15 protein-coding genes are annotated in these 16323 nt (G+C 36.5%); 3 read left to right on the top strand and 12 right to left on the bottom strand.

What is annotated here, in order from left to right; all coding sequences use genetic code 11:
* Positions 1-53 precede the first annotated feature (53 nt).
* The gene (locus G589_RS0110085; protein WP_081668997.1) at positions 54-998 is read left to right on the top strand and encodes a glycosyltransferase family 2 protein; all 945 of its coding nucleotides are present in this window, start codon (positions 54-56) and stop codon (positions 996-998) included.
* Here G589_RS0110085 and G589_RS0110080 read toward each other — a convergent pair.
* Together G589_RS0110080 and G589_RS0110075 are read right to left on the bottom strand one after the other, a co-directional pair.
* Positions 988-2394 carry a class I adenylate-forming enzyme family protein gene (locus G589_RS0110080; RefSeq protein ID WP_026522056.1) on the bottom strand — a complete coding sequence of 469 codons (1407 nt, stop codon included), beginning with the start codon at positions 2392-2394 and terminating at the stop codon, positions 988-990. The two genes, G589_RS0110085 and G589_RS0110080, sit on opposite strands and share 11 nt — an antisense overlap.
* Before the next feature lie 30 nt (positions 2395-2424).
* Positions 2425-4044, bottom strand: coding sequence for a glycosyltransferase family 39 protein (locus G589_RS0110075; protein WP_026522055.1), 1620 nt, complete (start codon positions 4042-4044; stop codon positions 2425-2427).
* Positions 4045-4142: 98 nt separating this feature from the next.
* Between G589_RS0110075 and G589_RS0110070 the strand changes: the two genes are divergently transcribed.
* The gene (locus G589_RS0110070) at positions 4143-5657 is read left to right on the top strand and encodes a hypothetical protein (RefSeq protein WP_026522054.1); all 1515 of its coding nucleotides are present in this window, start codon (positions 4143-4145) and stop codon (positions 5655-5657) included.
* A gap of 30 nt (positions 5658-5687) precedes the next feature.
* Complete coding sequence (locus G589_RS0110065) at positions 5688-6809, top strand: acyltransferase family protein (RefSeq protein ID WP_026522053.1); 1122 nt, start codon at positions 5688-5690, stop codon at positions 6807-6809.
* Here G589_RS0110065 and G589_RS0110060 read toward each other — a convergent pair.
* From G589_RS0110060 to G589_RS0110015, 10 genes are read right to left on the bottom strand one after another with little or no spacing between them, the layout of a single operon-like run.
* Positions 6804-7397 carry an acyltransferase gene (locus G589_RS0110060; protein ID WP_026522052.1) on the bottom strand — a complete coding sequence of 198 codons (594 nt, stop codon included), beginning with the start codon at positions 7395-7397 and terminating at the stop codon, positions 6804-6806. The two genes, G589_RS0110065 and G589_RS0110060, sit on opposite strands and share 6 nt — an antisense overlap.
* 11 nt (positions 7398-7408) lie before the next feature.
* Entirely contained in the window at positions 7409-8377 is a 969-nt protein-coding gene (locus tag G589_RS0110055; RefSeq protein ID WP_026522051.1) for an NAD-dependent epimerase/dehydratase family protein, read from the bottom strand.
* Positions 8378-8379: 2 nt separating this feature from the next.
* A complete protein-coding gene (locus G589_RS19540; protein WP_035775825.1) occupies positions 8380-9141 on the bottom strand; it encodes a WbqC family protein in 762 nt (253 codons plus the stop codon).
* Positions 9138-9374, bottom strand: coding sequence for an acyl carrier protein (locus tag G589_RS0110045; protein ID WP_026522050.1), 237 nt, complete (start codon positions 9372-9374; stop codon positions 9138-9140). The genes G589_RS19540 and G589_RS0110045 overlap by 4 nt, the downstream gene beginning before the upstream one ends.
* The gene (locus G589_RS21150; protein WP_051192305.1) at positions 9371-10369 is read right to left on the bottom strand and encodes a glycosyltransferase; all 999 of its coding nucleotides are present in this window, start codon (positions 10367-10369) and stop codon (positions 9371-9373) included. Before G589_RS21150 ends, G589_RS0110045 begins: the two co-directional genes overlap by 4 nt.
* Before the next feature lie 2 nt (positions 10370-10371).
* On the bottom strand, positions 10372-11481 hold the full coding sequence (locus G589_RS0110035) for a DegT/DnrJ/EryC1/StrS family aminotransferase (RefSeq protein ID WP_026522049.1): 1110 nt from the start codon (positions 11479-11481) through the stop codon (positions 10372-10374).
* A 14-nt stretch (positions 11482-11495) separates the two neighbouring features.
* Positions 11496-13262: an ABC transporter ATP-binding protein gene (locus G589_RS19530; protein WP_051192304.1), complete on the bottom strand. Its 1767-nt coding sequence runs from the start codon at positions 13260-13262 to the stop codon at positions 11496-11498.
* Positions 13249-14157 (bottom strand): beta-1,6-N-acetylglucosaminyltransferase, encoded by a 909-nt coding sequence (locus G589_RS0110025; protein WP_035775824.1) that lies wholly within the window; start codon positions 14155-14157, stop codon positions 13249-13251. Before G589_RS0110025 ends, G589_RS19530 begins: the two co-directional genes overlap by 14 nt.
* A 13-nt stretch (positions 14158-14170) precedes the next feature.
* Positions 14171-15256, bottom strand: coding sequence for a glycosyltransferase family 2 protein (locus G589_RS0110020; RefSeq protein ID WP_026522047.1), 1086 nt, complete (start codon positions 15254-15256; stop codon positions 14171-14173).
* 12 nt (positions 15257-15268) lie between these two features.
* Positions 15269-16321 (bottom strand): glycosyltransferase family 2 protein, encoded by a 1053-nt coding sequence (locus tag G589_RS0110015; RefSeq protein ID WP_026522046.1) that lies wholly within the window; start codon positions 16319-16321, stop codon positions 15269-15271.
* Positions 16322-16323 lie beyond the last annotated feature (2 nt).

The following is a 16323-nucleotide window of genomic DNA, read 5'->3' as shown; positions in this document are numbered from 1 at the left end:
AACTTCCTTTACTTTAGATTGATTACATTTTCCCCAATAGTTATAATAGTTTCATGAACACTTCGATCAGCACTATAATTCCATTTTACAATTGTATAAGCACATTGTCCAAAATGCTTGATAGCATTCTGGCAGGTGAGTTGTTGCCATCTGAAATAATACTTGTAGATGACGGATCCACCGATGGTTCTTTTGATCTCGCTAACAGCTATGCTGAACGTAATTCTATTATCAAAGTATATTCCCAGGATCATCAGGGAGCATCCGCTGCAAGAAGCCTTGGTCTTTCATATGCAAAGAGCTACTGGATCAGTTTTCTTGATGCTGATGACTATATTGAACCTGATATGTACTCCAGAATGATTGAAGCAATGGTTAAGGCTGATTCCAATGATACAATTGATGGATGTATCTGTGGTTATTATACACATAAAGAAGGCCTCTCCACACCATATTTCAGAAAAACATCTAGTATTTTGTCGTCAAAAGAGATTCTTTCAGCCATGTTTACTGATGATACTATCAGAGGTTTTCTTGTAACAAGGCTTTTTAGATATAACTTAATAAAAGACCTTTCATTTAATCAGAATATAAAACTAAGTGAAGACCTTTTGTATCAGTCTCAGCTTTTTTCATCCTATAATTTACATTATGTCTATGTCCCTTATCCTCTATACCATTATGTTTTGAACAGCGCATCCGTTACAGGTAATTGCTCATATTTTGATGATGCAACATTTGTCTACAAGCCATCATTCAAATTGATAGAACAATATGCCGATAAAAGCATTGTGCAAAAGAGCTATGATTCAATCCTTGATTACTGTATGTTTAATCTCTTATCTCACTATAAGCGTAGTAGAGACAGGGAACTTCTTGTTCAGATAAAACAACTAAAAGAAGAAATGCGTAAAACAAAAACGCCCCTTTCTCAAAAGAGTAAGAGGCGCATTGCTTATGAGATTATTCCTTCTAGAATTTTGACAGCTATCTTTTAATTTTTCCACTGCCGGTTTTTTCCAAAGGTTCATTTTGTATTGTTTTCTTGTAAATCCTTTTAAAGATAGGCAGCTTTGTATTTAAATCCGCAATATAATCTCCAACTGCATTTTCTTTTCCTTCTTCTGCATAGATTAAAGCGCATATTCTGTCGCTTTCTTCATATACCTTGCATTCAATAATGTCTGGACATTTATACAGATGGTTTTCCAGTTCTTCAGGACTGACATTCTCACCATTTGAAAGGATGATCAGATTCTTCTTTCTGCCAGTTATATACATGTATCCATCTTCATCAATGTATCCCAAGTCTCCGGTATGTAGTAAATCTCCATCAATTACTTTTTTAGTCTCTTCCTCATTCTTGTAGTATCCCAACATAAATCCAGGCCCTGAGAGACAGATCTCTCCATCGACAATTGTAGCCTTTACAGATGGGTTAGGACGTCCTACTGACTCTAAATGTGAAATACAGTCAAATCCACTGGAAATAATCCCGCTATACTCTGTCATCCCATAGAACTGTCCATATGGTATATGATGTTCAAGAAAAATTTTAACTGTATCCAGATCTGCCGCTGCTCCTCCGGTTATAACAAGTTTTACATTTCCAAGTCTGTCCATATGTCCGGATTTAATTGCCTTTTTCCAAAGTTTAAGAGTTGCTGGAATTACAACAGCAACATCAATAGTTTGATGTTCCAGATCAAACAGTACATTTCCGGGATAAATACTCAAATAAACTGTACACCCTTTTCTCATCTGAAGCAGCCATTCACTGATACCACCGATGTGATAATAAGGCAGGTTAGCAAAAGCCCTTAATCCCAGGTAGTTATCAACAGGAAAGGCATTGTCATATACTTCTCTGGTTTCTCCGAACAGATTTCCTGCGGAAAGCATCACGCCTTTTTGTATCCCTGTTGTTCCGGATGTATAAACGATTGCAACAAGATTGTCCCATTCGTCATCACTGAAATCTTTAAGATTCGCTAATGTACCGTCATCTTTAACGAGTTCTGTTATTCCTACAGTTCTTTTTCCAAGAATGTCAATATTCTGAATAAGATCTTCATCCACGACAATAGCCTCCATGTCGGAATTATCAATCTCATATCTAATGACATCAGGGCTTTCATGATTATTTAACGGTACAGCAACAGCTCTTTCAAATAATAGCGCTGCCAGTACCAGCACAAACTCGTACCCCGAATTAGCGTAGATACCAATATGTTTTCCCTTTAGGTCACCAAAGGCACATTCCAGGTTATAAGCACATCTGCATATTGCCTCATAAAACTGTTCATATGAAACAGTTTTCGACTCTTCTCCATCCATCACAATAAATGCAGGAACTTCCTTGTAATCTTTGATAATCTTCAGTAAATCAACCATACTCTCTCCTCTTCAAGCAAAACATCATTGTTAATCACTCAACAGGTAAATCTTATAAAACTCCGATTCATATTCTATTTTTCTCAGATCATATCCCATCTCTTCCAACTGAATAATCAGGTCATCAGTATTCTCAGTATTTCTGATATAAGCCACATACTTATTATCTTTTGAGAGAACTTCCCTCAATTGAGAAGCATTGTCATAATCAGTTTCATATATATTAGGATGACTAAAATTCAATTCAATCTCAGAATTAAGAATTTCATCAGGCTTATCTATTATAACGGCATCTAGTTCAGTGTAGTTTTCAACATAACTCTTTCTGTCAGAGTCATTAAACAAATAATGCGGAACAAGTCTTGCATGCCAGAATATGCATATGATCATGGCAAATAATATCAGAAAGCATCCACAAATTGTCTTATTCTTAATTATCAACAATAAAGTTTGATAGATAACATAGACTATAATGATACTGAATAATGGCATTACAGGCATAATATACCTATCAACAAACCACGGAACAGAATTTGAAGCTATTACAAAATAAGCAAATGCAGTAATAAAAACATAAAGCATACTGCGAACCATATCTGATTGAACTGAATCTGCAATATTACGATTGATTATCGCCTTTACTATTTTAATAAGTACTGTTGCACATAGAAGGATAAAAAAGCATTTTATATATAGATTAATATTGGCAAATAAGTCTTGTGATACTGTGTCCTTATATTCCATTATATTTTGAATTATTCTGAATTCCCGCAGATTTCCGGTAACATCATCGCCTCTGTCGGTAAATAATAAATGTCGTATTGCAAAGGGCCAGGTAAAGAGATACATAACCACGGTAACAATGTTAAATATCAGATATGACTTAATGCTCTTTTTGTCAATTACCATAAAGATAATGTTCATAACAAATAGCGGAACACATATGAAGAACGCAAAATACTGTGTCATCATAGCTGCGTACTCAACTAAACAGAGGCAAATAAGACTCTTTTTGTCACTATCATATCCATTTTTCATCCATCTAATGCATAAAAATAGTAAAAGTATTGTCAAGAATGTTAGTAATGCATACATTCTGAAAAATGTAGCATTATTAATAAAACTAAAGCTCAGACCATAATATAACATGGCTGCAATAGCACATATTTGATTATCAAATACATAAATGCCTATCCTGTATACTATGTAACATACGAGCAACAGGCATATAATATTTATTAAAAAGCCTATACTTATAAGATCAACATTCTGAAAGATAGAGCACAGAGTTTTTAACACAAAATAGTATAAGGGCGGATGATTGTCCATGGCTTGTAGAAAATATACATTGATATAGTTGAATTCCTCGCCATGTATAGTAGTATACTTAGCCAAAATCTCATCTTGATTCTGCCATTTATATATTTCTAATGTTCTATCCAGCAATTCATCAAGTAACTGTTCAATTGACTCATTTGAAACGAAATATGCCACATCATCAATAGTAACAACATTACTATTCGCTAATCTAAACGATAATGCCTCATCTAAAAAGAATCCTTTTTTCTGTTGATAGAAATACAAAGAATGCATTAAAATAATTGCAAAACTAATATAAAGAATGAGATTCTTTTTCAAACAATTACTCATTTTCGTTTTTCCTTTCGTGTGTTTCTCTTAACGAGTCAAAAACTGAATTATATTATACAGCTGTTTATCTGCTGTTTCTAGAAAGGTTAATTACTATAATGATTTTAAAAAGAAGCAATTCTAATATCACTTTTATTATATATGCATTCCTGTTGTTCGTAGGACTGTTTATTTTCCTTACATCAATCAACCCATTAGTCGTATATGACGCTGATGACTGGCTTTACATCGCTCAGTTTAGGCTTCCCATTCCCATGATTGGATATTGGAATCCAATAAAAGTTTTTCCTGAAACATTTATGCCCGCAGTATCATGCTTTGGCGCTCTTGTTATCAATCCTATAACACATAACTATTGCTTTTCATTAACACTAGCTCATGGACTTTTTTGCAGTTTTCTTTTAACTCTCTATTTTACAGAGTTTTCCCTCATGTTCTATAGAAAGAAAATAGCCTCACAATTTGGTAGTATTGGTTATGGATTATTATTCATACTTTTACATTTTATTACATATGTTCATTCCGGAAGCAATAATATTTATTCAATATGGGCTCCTAATCTTACCAGTTTTTATAACTATACCTTATCAGCAATTATAAACGCCACTTTAGTAATACATTGTATTTCATATGGCAGTATTCAGACTCTCTTTGACAAAAGTTCCCTCTTTAAAAAAATTGTTCTTTTGATATGGATATATTTCGCCATCTTTTCCAATCTTTTTTCATCAGTGATACTTGCTGCCTATATCGGAGCAGAACTGCTCTATCAGCTCATTTCAGATATTAGAGCCAAGAAATTCGATATTAAGAATTATTGCAAAAGAAATATCCTTAATCTGCTCATAATTATCTTTTGGTTCTTTTCTAATTATTTGGAGACCACTGGTGGGAATGCAGCTATGGTAGGTATTGGATCATTAACCGGTAATATCTCTCAGTCACTTGTTTACGGATTAGGTAATCTAATAATTATAAACGTATTCATTACAATTTTCGGCCTTATCGTGGGGATAGTATGGATAAAGAAATGCGGACGCAAATCACGTTCGTTAATTCTATTTGTACTATATCAGTTTCTTGCAATAACATATATGATCATGCTAAGCGCTGCAACAAGACCCTATTACATTGTCAGGGCCGAAATAACTATAGGCATTTTCTTTTATTTCTTTATTGGACTTATTTATTGCCTTAGTGATTTAGTAGCAAGAAACTCGAAAAATCTTCGACTGCTTTTTATTCTTTCCGGTACATTGATTCTCCTGTTTATAAACCCCGGTAAAGTTTTTTTTGCATATAATAACTCTAACATCTCATATTCTCAGTGCGAAGCTCTGATGAACGATATAATAGACCAAGTCCGGAGCGCCGAAAAAAATGGATCAGGCGAAGTGGTTCTCTATGTTCCTGCTTATGATACAGTACAAAATTGGCCAATTGCTGATTTCATGGGAGACTACATTTCAATAGCTTTATGTAGACATCACATCACTGATAAATATATCTTTGTAAAAGAATTAGTACCTACCACAGACAAAAACGTTCAATTTGGTATCAGTGACCACGATCTGGAAAAGAACCTGTATAAACCTTATCTGATACTGGATTAATAAAACAAACTAGACTCAAGGAAGAAGACCATGAAGAAAAATAATAACTTTATACTTAAAAACTCATTGGGCATGTTCGACCTGATAAAAGGCGTCATGATAATTATAGTTATAATAACTCATACCTATGGCCTTTTTGAATTTGATGTTGAGACCGAGTATTTAAGTGAACTTATTTCTCAGATAAACATATTTGTATTAGCCTTACTATTTATCTTTAAACTTATGGCCGAGGCTACAATGCCCGCGTTTTTCCTCATCAGTGGATACGGTTTCAGGAAGACCACCATGAAGAAATGTCTGAAAAAGCAGTTCAAGCTTCTGCTGCTTCCATATATCATTACAATGATCATTGCAACAATTCTCCACTTTTTCAGCTATTGGTTCCTATACAAAAGTATTGCCGGGTCTAAAGAACAAACAATTAAAGTATTACGCGGCGGTGTCTTAGGTATTCCACAGGACCACGACTTCCATGGATACTACTTTATCAACTGTGGCCCCATATGGTTTTTGCTGGGCCTTGCCATAGCATTCTTAGTTTTCAATTTCCTGATAAACCATTTTCAAGGCAAGATGCTTGCTGTTTCTGTACTTATCGTCTCATTCATAGGATGGGCTCTTTGTCTTTTAGGCCCATTGCCCTACAGCCTATCACAGGGACTGATATCTGTTTTCTACATATGGCTAGGATACTATGCTAAAAAACATAAGCTTTTCATTTCGCCAATAAAAAAGGGCCTCGGAACAATTATTGTATCCTTAGCCACTTTAGTATATATAGTTCTGGTCAGCACACAGTCTTTCTTTGATATGGCCAACGACAGCTATGCTTTGGGGCCAATATCCATAATCATACATGGGTTCATAGGTGTAGCCATGATAAAAATCTTCCTCTCTCTTAACAGGCTAAATGGTTTTATTTCCACATGCTTCAGAAGAATAGGAAGATTTACCCTAGAGATATTATGCATTCACTCCATTGAAGTAATTGCGCTTGGAGGATACGTCCAGTATTTATTCTACGAAAGCTGGACCGGATCTCCTGCCCTTAGAAGTGCCATCATCATCTTCACAAGAATAATTGTAGAAATTTCTATTGCTTACATATTTGTAAAGATTAAAAAAGCCATATTAAATAAAAAATCATAATTCGTGACGGCTCCAGTCCATGCCATCAACAATCTGTTTTCTCTCTTCTGTAGGTTTGACTCTCTGCCTTATTTCCTTGCAGGGAGTTCCTACATATACAGTCCAGGGCTTGAGTTCACCTTTTACAAGAGAATTTGCACCAACAAAAGCTCCTTCTCTTATTATTGTACCTGGAAGTATCGTGCAGTTTGCACCGATATATGCATCGTCCTCTATGATAACATCACCAAAGCTTATCTTACCAGCATCTCCAGGCAGATGCTCTATCGAATAATATCCATCAAACTCATAAGTGGATGTAAGAACTTTGGTTCCGGGTCCCAGGAAAACTCTGTGTCCAATATCGGTCTTGGCACCACCTTCAATAAGCACATTCCAGGTCAAAGTTGAGTATTTCCCCAATCTAAGCCCCTGTCCGGCATCAACAAAAACAAAATCAAACAGCTGACAGTGATCTTCCAACACAGCCTTATCCGGATGAATCATCTTACATAAAGGGTATAATCTTGTGTTAGGTCCACAGAAAGCCACTTTATTTCTAAGGTTTTCACCCATTATTTCTGTTCCGTCAATTCTAAATTCTTCCATGTCTTTTCCTCTCAGAACCTTCCAAGATCCCTTTCTTTCTTCATATCTTCCAGCATTTCTATATAGGAATACTCTGGCTTATATCCAAGATCCCTGACAGTCTCTTTAATGTCCATAATGTACTGTGGTGCATTGGGCTTGTCCGGACAGAATACAAGTTCAGACTTCTTCTCCCCGCCGAAAACATCTCTCATTCCTTCTATCTGCTCAAGAAGTGTTGTCCCAATTCCGGTTCCAACATTGTAAAAACCTGTTTCTCTGTCAACAAAGGTTGCCTTATAGAATATCTGGCACAGATCCTTGACATAGACCATATCCTTTTGCCTTGTAGGATCTCCCCAAACTTCTATAGTCTCCCCTGCTGTAGCCTTATCTATAAGGATCCTGTGCATCATCTTCTGTGGAACACCTTTAACACTATATGTTCCGTCACCATTCCACAAATAGATGTGTGGAAGCCTGAAGGTGAATGTCTTAATTCCGTAAAACTCATGAATACATCTAAGCAGGTCTTTAGCGGTATTCTGCGTAACAGCATACACCGAATGATAGTTGTCATAGTCAAACAAAGGCTCATCATCTACATGGAGATACAGCTGCTGTTCACCTCTTTTAACAATATCAATAAAGCTCTTTGCATAAAGAATTCTGTCAGCACCAACTCTGACTGCATATTCAAATATCTTGAATGAGCCCAGTACATTTGTGTTCACGTAAACTATAGGCTTATATCCTATCATCCTTGCCGGCATGGGGCCGATCATATCAATAACAGCATAGACATCCTCTGTGGGAAGCTTGGAGTAATCTTCATCATTGTTTATATCCATAGTGATGATGTTAACCATCTTTTTAACAGTAGGATGCTCAGTTATATCGACACCTATGATCTCATAATCATTTCCGCAATGCTGCAGAAAGTACTCAACAAGATAACCGCCCATGTTGCCTGAAGCACCAAAGATAAGAATTTTCTTCACGTTTATTTTGCCTCCTGCATAAGTTTTTCCTGCATATCCTCATAACCGTCGATAAGGGTAAACTGAGACAATAACTCTTTTATCTGATCCTCATCACAATACATCATTACATCTATGATTGAGAGATTTGGTATGAACTCATGATTTCCTCGAGCATAACTAAGTTCAGGATTGCTCTTAACAAATTTAAGGCCTAAGCCATTTTCTCTGAAGAAGCTCTGGAAATAAAGGCCTGTACCACCTATGGCATTGTAATATACGTCTGCGCCACGTTTCTTGCACAACGCCACTACATAATACTCTCTCTTATATTCACCATCCAAGGGTACATCAACAGAATTCCTGTATATCGGCGTAGCAATACCAAGTTTGACAGCTGTAGTGCGAATGGCATTTTCCAGAAAAGTTGCCAGATTTCTGCCTTCATCAGTAAGGCCAAACTCCAAAACAGACTTAACATGTTCGAAAGTATTCTCAAAATACGGAGCATTTGCATATGCTGACCTAAGAGTCTTAAGCAGATTATCTACACTATCCCTGTCAAGATTATGCTCATGATCACATATAAATCTATTCTGCGATGCCTTACGTACAGATACTCCAAAGTTAAAAGGCTCGCCGTTTAACTCAATCTTATTTCTGTTTATATATCCATTCTTAATATAGTTAACGTTATCTGCAATAAGATACTCGTCAACTGCATTCATAAGCTGCCAGTATCCAATATATGGAAAGAAATATGGCTGCATTATCCCGATTTTCATGATTTTTTTGACTCCACAAGCTTGACAATATCATCTACTGTAGCGATTGAAAGAAGTTCCTGCTCTGATAATTTTATTGAAAACTTTTTCTCAATCCTTGACACGATAGCTAGTATCTCCAGAGAATTAAGATTCAAAGTATCAATAAGTGAACTTTCTGTCTCTATCTCCTCTTTTGAAATATCAGCAATATCAATTATTATTTCAACAATCTCGTTATAAGTCTCGTTCATGGCTTATCTCCATTCCATCTAAGTATTCTTTTAGCAGTTCTTTTAATATTCTTTTTTAGGAAAACCTTCGTCAGGTAAAATCCCACGTCAAATCTGTTATTGCTGTCCTTTACCATAGCCCGTTTCAATTTGGTTTCTTCACTCTTGCTGAATTTTGAGAGACTTGATGCCAGCTTTCTGATCTCATACTTTCTTCGCTCATCAAAGTCCACTTTCATCTTAAGGTCTTTTCCCATAAGTTCCAGTTCCTTAAGACCCTCAAGATAATTCATGGTGTTCTGATAACTATAGTAATCATTCTTTGATGACCATGAGCCGGATTTCTTTTTAAGGACATATCTGTAAGCTGCTATCTCTTCCCCAGAATTATAGAGTTTTCCTTCTGACATCATCATGAGCACCAAATGCCTGTCTATGAAGCGGTTCATATCAAACTTTGAGTCTATAACATTTCGCAGTAGTCTTACAAAGGTTTCCTGTCTGTACATAGAGGTGGCTGTCTGTCCCGGAAGCATATATTCTTCGAAGTCCTGCATTGTGTAATCGCCGCTTCTTTTTATGAAGCCGCTATCCTGTTCCCTCTTAGGAAGACGATTGTCTTTTTCATCAACTATTATAGATTTGCCAAAACAGGCCACATATTCCCTGTGTGTATCAAGAAAATCAACCTGCTTCTGAAGCTTATTCTCATCTATCCAATAATCATCCCCTTCAATAAGGGCTACATATTCGCCTTGAGTCCTAAGAATCAAATCAAGAGAATTTCCGGACATTCCCATGTTCTTCTCTCGAATATACGGGATGATGACACCCGGATTCTTATCGGCAAACTCTTTTACTATCCTTGCAGTTTCATCACCGGAGCAGTCCTCCCCAACTAAAACCTCATAGTCAAAATCAACTTTTTGAGACAGGATGCTTTCGAGTGTATGGGCAATATAATCTTCATGTCTATAGGTTGCCACAACAACGCTTACTTTTAGATTCTTTTCCATATTTAACCAGCATTTTCCAGCAGATCACAGATAAGGTCTACTTTTTCAATTGGCAGATCAGCATAAATCGGCAATGTAAGAACCTGCTCTGCAATGCGATGTGCTACGGATGTATCTCCTTTAAAATCTGAATTCTCGTAACATCCAAATTCAGGAACAATTGGATAAAAATACTTTCTTGTATAAATGTGGTTCTTGGCAAGGTAATCGTAAAGTTTATTCCTGCTCATACCATATTTATCTTCTTCAACAAAAATTGGCATATAGCTGTAATTGTATGTCACGTGTTCCGTATCATACGCAAGTATCCGGATTCCCTTTATTTCTTTTATTCGCTGTATGTATCTGTTAAAGAGCACTTCACGTTTGTTTCTCTCTTCTTCATAATGACCAAGATTACATAGTCCCATTGCTGCCTGCAGCTCATTCATCTTGGCATTGGCCCCCACATACTCCACATTTTCTTTACCCAGAATACCAAAGTTATGAAGTTGATATACTCTGTACATTATCTCTTTCTGATTAGTGGCTATGCATCCGCCCTCGATACTGTTGAAACATTTAGTTGCGTGAAAACTAAACATGGATGCATCTCCAAACTCAGCAATGCTCTTCCCGTCTATCTTTTCTCCGAAAGCATGAGCTGAATCGTAGATAACTTTCAGGTTATTCTTCCTGGCAATCTCTTCTATTCGAGCCATATCACAAGGCATACCATATACATGTACAGGCAATATTGCCGTTGTCTTATCAGTGATCAACTCCTCTATCTTGTCAGGATCAATAGTGCAATCACACTCTCTGATGTCACAAAACACAGGTGTAAGGTTGTTTCTTACGATTGCATGAGTTGTAGATGCAAAGGTAAATGGCGTCGTTATTACTTCTCCTGAAAGCTCGAAAGCTTGTAGCGTAAGCTCCAATGCCATGTGCCCGTTACATAAGGGCATACAGTATTCAACGTCAAGAAATTCTGACAGTTTTCTGTTGAACTCCTGCCAGAATTTGCCCATATTTGTAAGGTTTTTGCTCTCCCATATCTCTTTTAAATATTCAACATATTCGTCAAGAGGCGGCAGACTTGGTTTTGTTACATATATATTATCATTCATAACGACACTTCCTGTTAAAACTCATTGATCAGCTTTTGGATGTCATCATTACCGATAACACTAACATTACCGTTACTGATCCTGTATACTCGATCACAGGTAGTAAGTACACTTGGACGATGTGTAGTCAAAATGCAGGTTCTATTAATGTCTTTCTTCATGATATTCTTGAGAACCTGTCTCTCAGTAGCAACATCAAGCGCAGATGTTGCCTCATCCATAAGAAGGATTGGCGTATGTCTCAGGATTGCTCTTGCAATGGCAAGTCTTTGATTTTGTCCCTCAGAAAATCCTGTTCCGCCTTCACCTATATTGTGATAGATTCCATCAGGAAGTTTCTTGACAAAGTCATATGCGCAGGCCTGTTTAAGAGCATCTATTATCTCTTCTTCAGTAGCCTCAGGAGCTATAAGCCTCATATTTTCTTCAATTGTTCCTGACAGCATGGTATTGCCCTGTGGAACATAAGCAATAAGAGGTCTTGTCTCTGTGGAGAGCCTTAAGTTCTTTTTATTATTCTCTCCTGCAAATGCATAGACATCACCTTTCTGCACATTCAGGATGCCCAAAAGGATTCTCAGCATTGTGGTTTTTCCTTCTCCGGAAGGTCCTACCAAAGCAATAATTTCACCGGGATGTGCTTCAAGAGAAACATTGTTGAAAATTGTCTTGCTGGTCTTGTAGGCAAAAGACATGTCGTTGATCTTTATTGAAACGCCATTCTTCCTTGCTTCCTTGTCAAAGCTCTCAAACTCTGGTGATATAACAAATTCTTCATCAGGGATTGAGAGGATCTCCCTGATTCGTTCAGCTGATACCGTAAGCTCAAGTGATGTTGGAATGAGACCAAGGATAATCTTTCCGGATGTAGCAATCCTGTAAGCCATCATAATGACTACAGTAAGAGCCCCCAGTGTCATAGCCCCTGAATCAACACGATAAAAAGCCCAGGATACGCAGGCAATGCCGGAAAGAATACCACCAAGATATGTAACTCCCCAGGACATCAGTGAGAAGAAATTAGATTTCATATCAGCCTTATAGCGCTGCTGCTCCAGGTCTTTGATTCTCTCGTAGAACTCCCTTGCCAGTCCAAAAGCTTTTACAGCCTGAATATTATGAAAAGATTCCTTGTGATATGCACTCTCTTTACTCTCAATTGTCCTAATTGCAGACTGACACTCATAAACCTTACTCATAAATATCCTGGATGAAAGCATTATTATGGGTGCAACTACAATTACAACAAGGATCATGCTGGCATCATTTAGTATGATAACTGTCAGTGATGCGATTATAACAAGTGTGTTAACTATAATCTTTGTGAGGATCAAATTTGCATTCTGAGCAATAACTCTTGCATCATTTGTTATTCTCTGTATAAGATCTCCGGTATGAAAACTAGTCAGTTCTTCCCAATCAGCCTTTACTATCTTATTGTATAGGGCCTTTACCATATCCATTCGCATGGAATTATAATTCCATGCTTCAAAACGATTTGCCACTATGCTCATAAGTGCATTAAGAATAATAAGGCCAACGTACAGGACTCCCATCATAAGGAGTTTTTCGGTATTCTTTTCTACAGCATAATCCACAACAGAACCAATACGATATGAAATATAGAACTCAACAGCCATCTGTATGAGTTCTACTACTACACAACCTACTATCCTGCCTATGAAATTCCTATAAAAACTGTATATCCACAAAAGATTGTGATACAGCCTTCCTATTATGCCGCCCTTGAAGGAAGCAACTTTATTCTTAATCCTGCCCAAAACCGGCTCCTTTTATATGTTTAATTAGCGTTTCCACAAGGAGTGGTTGCCTCTCATAGGAAATCTTTCTTGCAAAAAACGCATCTGATTCTAACAGTTCGCTAAGGTCTTCATAAGTAAATTCATAAGGTGTGCCTCTATTCCAGTCAATTTTACGGAGACAATTATTCTCAACCCTGTCTGAGAACTTCGATCTCATAGCCATGGTCTGCATGAAGATTTCATCAGAACCGTCTGTCAATCCAAACAGTTTCATGATCTCTTTTTCAAGAGAAAGAATGTATATAGCAAAGTCATGAGGAATACTAAACCAATTATCACCCTTATAGTAATCAATATCAGGATGCTTTTTTGTTCTGTCAATATTCTTCTTTTCCTGTATCTCAGTCAGCCTTAACTGCCAATAGCCAAGCTTTCTGCCCATCTTATCCCTTAGACTTGTACCCTTGAATACTCCCTTGCCAACAAATCTCAAAAGCGGATAATAATATTTTAATTTAAACATAAATTCATATCCGGGTTCTCCATCCCTATGACACGTCAGATATAAAGAATCTTTATCTTCAAGAAAATCATGGATATAATCCTGGGATTTTAAAGGAAAATCTGTTCCGGAAATCATGTGATAATAATGATAATTGCCCTTGGATGCTGCTCGAAGAAGCTTTAATTCACATTTTACCAGACTTATGTGTCCCCAATAGACATTCATCCTTGGCATCATGTACAACTTAGACTGTACAATTGAATTTCTGATTGCCTCCTCATCAAACTCCCCGGCTTTTTTATCTATATGCAGGTAAACATCATTTCTGGGATCATCAAGTTCTTTTAGAAGCTTGACCAATAAATCAAATTCATTATGAGCCATAATGAGATAAGCATGCTTTTTCATGTGTAAGCTCCAATTAATATGGCATAATCCAGGATTCTAGTTTCTCCTGCCCCCTAATACTTCGGTAGAGATCATATAAGGATAACGTGATTCTCTCACCTATAGTAAAGCTATTTAAAACTGACCTGATATACATGTGATAGCGATATCTTATCCTTGCAATCTCACAGTTATCCAACATAAAGTATTCTTCTCTTAACTTCGGGAGTTTCTCATACATTGCCTTAACAAATGTTATGTTATCCAGTGTTTTTAGTTGCTCTGAAACTTCATCAGCATTATGTCCAATGTAATTATTATTTATTATCATAACAAATATGACAGGAAATACATGTCTATAGATCTCGTTATCCATCTCGTTTACATGTTTCCATACATCCTCAAGCATAACAACCCGCTCTGTCAGCTCTACTCCAAATTCTCTGGGCGTATTCATGACGGAATTGCTCCTGTTGTTATAGCGATATAGCTTATCAGAAATGCTGACCAATTTATTAGAATGCAAAATGTATTTGAGAGTAAAGGCGAAATCCTCTCCTATTCGACAGTTCTCAGGAAAAGACAAATTATTCTCTTTTATTATTGCACTTTTAAAGAACTTTATACAAGCTTCGACACCAACCCTGTATTGAACAAGCTCTTTTGCAATAAATTCTACTCTATTCTGATTTGAAGAAAAGTCAAAATCGTCATTTACAAAATCAACATCTTCTAATCTGTTACCTTCTTTATCCCATCTAGAATACTGAAAGGACACAACATCAGCGTTAGTTTTTTCTATTCTTTCAACAAGTATATGAATTGCATTGTTTTCGAGTTCATCGTCTGCATCCAGAAATGTGACGTAATCACCTTCAACTTTCGATAGACCAAAGTTTCTTGCCGATGAAACGCCGCCATTTTCTTTATGAATAGCAAGAATTCTGTCATCTCTTTCGGAAAAAAGCTTTATCTTATCGAAGGTGCTGTCGGTAGAGCCATCATCAACGACAATAATCTGGAGGTTGTCGTATGATTGTGCACATGCAGATTCAAGGCAGTTCTCTATATATTCTTCCACATTATATGATGGAATTATTACGGAAACTTTTTTGCACATCAATAAGCACCCTTATCCCTTTGCATACTGATAAATCTTCCTAAAGAAACAGAAAACGCTAAAATTTCCGGTCCTTAATGAAACATATCTGATCCAACTGATTTTGGATGCTTTAAATACTTCTTTTAATAAAGTTTGGAACTCTCGACTTCCTACCTCAGAATTCATAACACTTCTAAATTCACGGTATTCTTTGGTATTCTCGTATTTATCATGCATAGAGGATAGCCTGCTGATCCAATCCGTAAGGAATATGGATTTAATAACCAGCAGATTATCATCAGATACATCTTCCTGCTTTTCTTCCCAGTCAAGAAAACTTCTGTATATTTCCTTGGTATCTTCTATATCGCCTTCATGGTAAGTGATTGACAGACTATCACCGCTTCTTCTTACATAGTGATACAACGGTCTGTTGACCATGCCAATGTATCCGGGAATTGCATTTAGATAATCAAGATTAAACTTAAGGTCTTCGCCTATGCTAACATCCTGATCAAATCTAATATTATTTGCACGAATCAGTATTGCATTATAGAGTTTATTTGTAACAAAGTTGAAAATTTTCAGCCATGCAAGAGTAGCTGCATAGTTTCGATTTAAAATGTAATTTTCTCCTTCAATAAACCCTCGATATGATTCCAAAAGATACGCCTTATCAACAACATTCTTATTGACTCTGTTGTCATAAAAAATGCCACAGGCAATAAAAGAAATATCCCTGTCATACCATTCTCCCGCAGCGATCAAATAACTCTCAATAATATCTTTCTCCGGAATATCATCAGCGTCAAAAAAAACAATAAGTTCTCCTTTAGAATTATCTATGCCACAATTTCTGGCAGATGATACACCTCTTTTATCAGCATGAAACAGATTTATACGCTTATCACGCTCAGCATATTCTTTACATATTTCTACTGTTTTATCCTCAGAACCATTATCTACAATAATTATCTCAATATTGGAATATGTTTGATTTATTGTAGCTTCAAGGCATTCTCTGATAAACTTTTCTGCATTTAGAGTCGGTATAACAACCGATACGAGTATATTACTGTCCATCA

Source organism: Butyrivibrio sp. VCB2001, from assembly GCF_000423965.1.
In the GTDB taxonomy this organism is placed as follows: Bacteria; Bacillota; Clostridia; order Lachnospirales; family Lachnospiraceae; genus Butyrivibrio.
The sequence above is the reverse complement of the archived record's forward strand: the minus strand, read 5'-3'. Positions and strand labels throughout refer to the sequence as shown.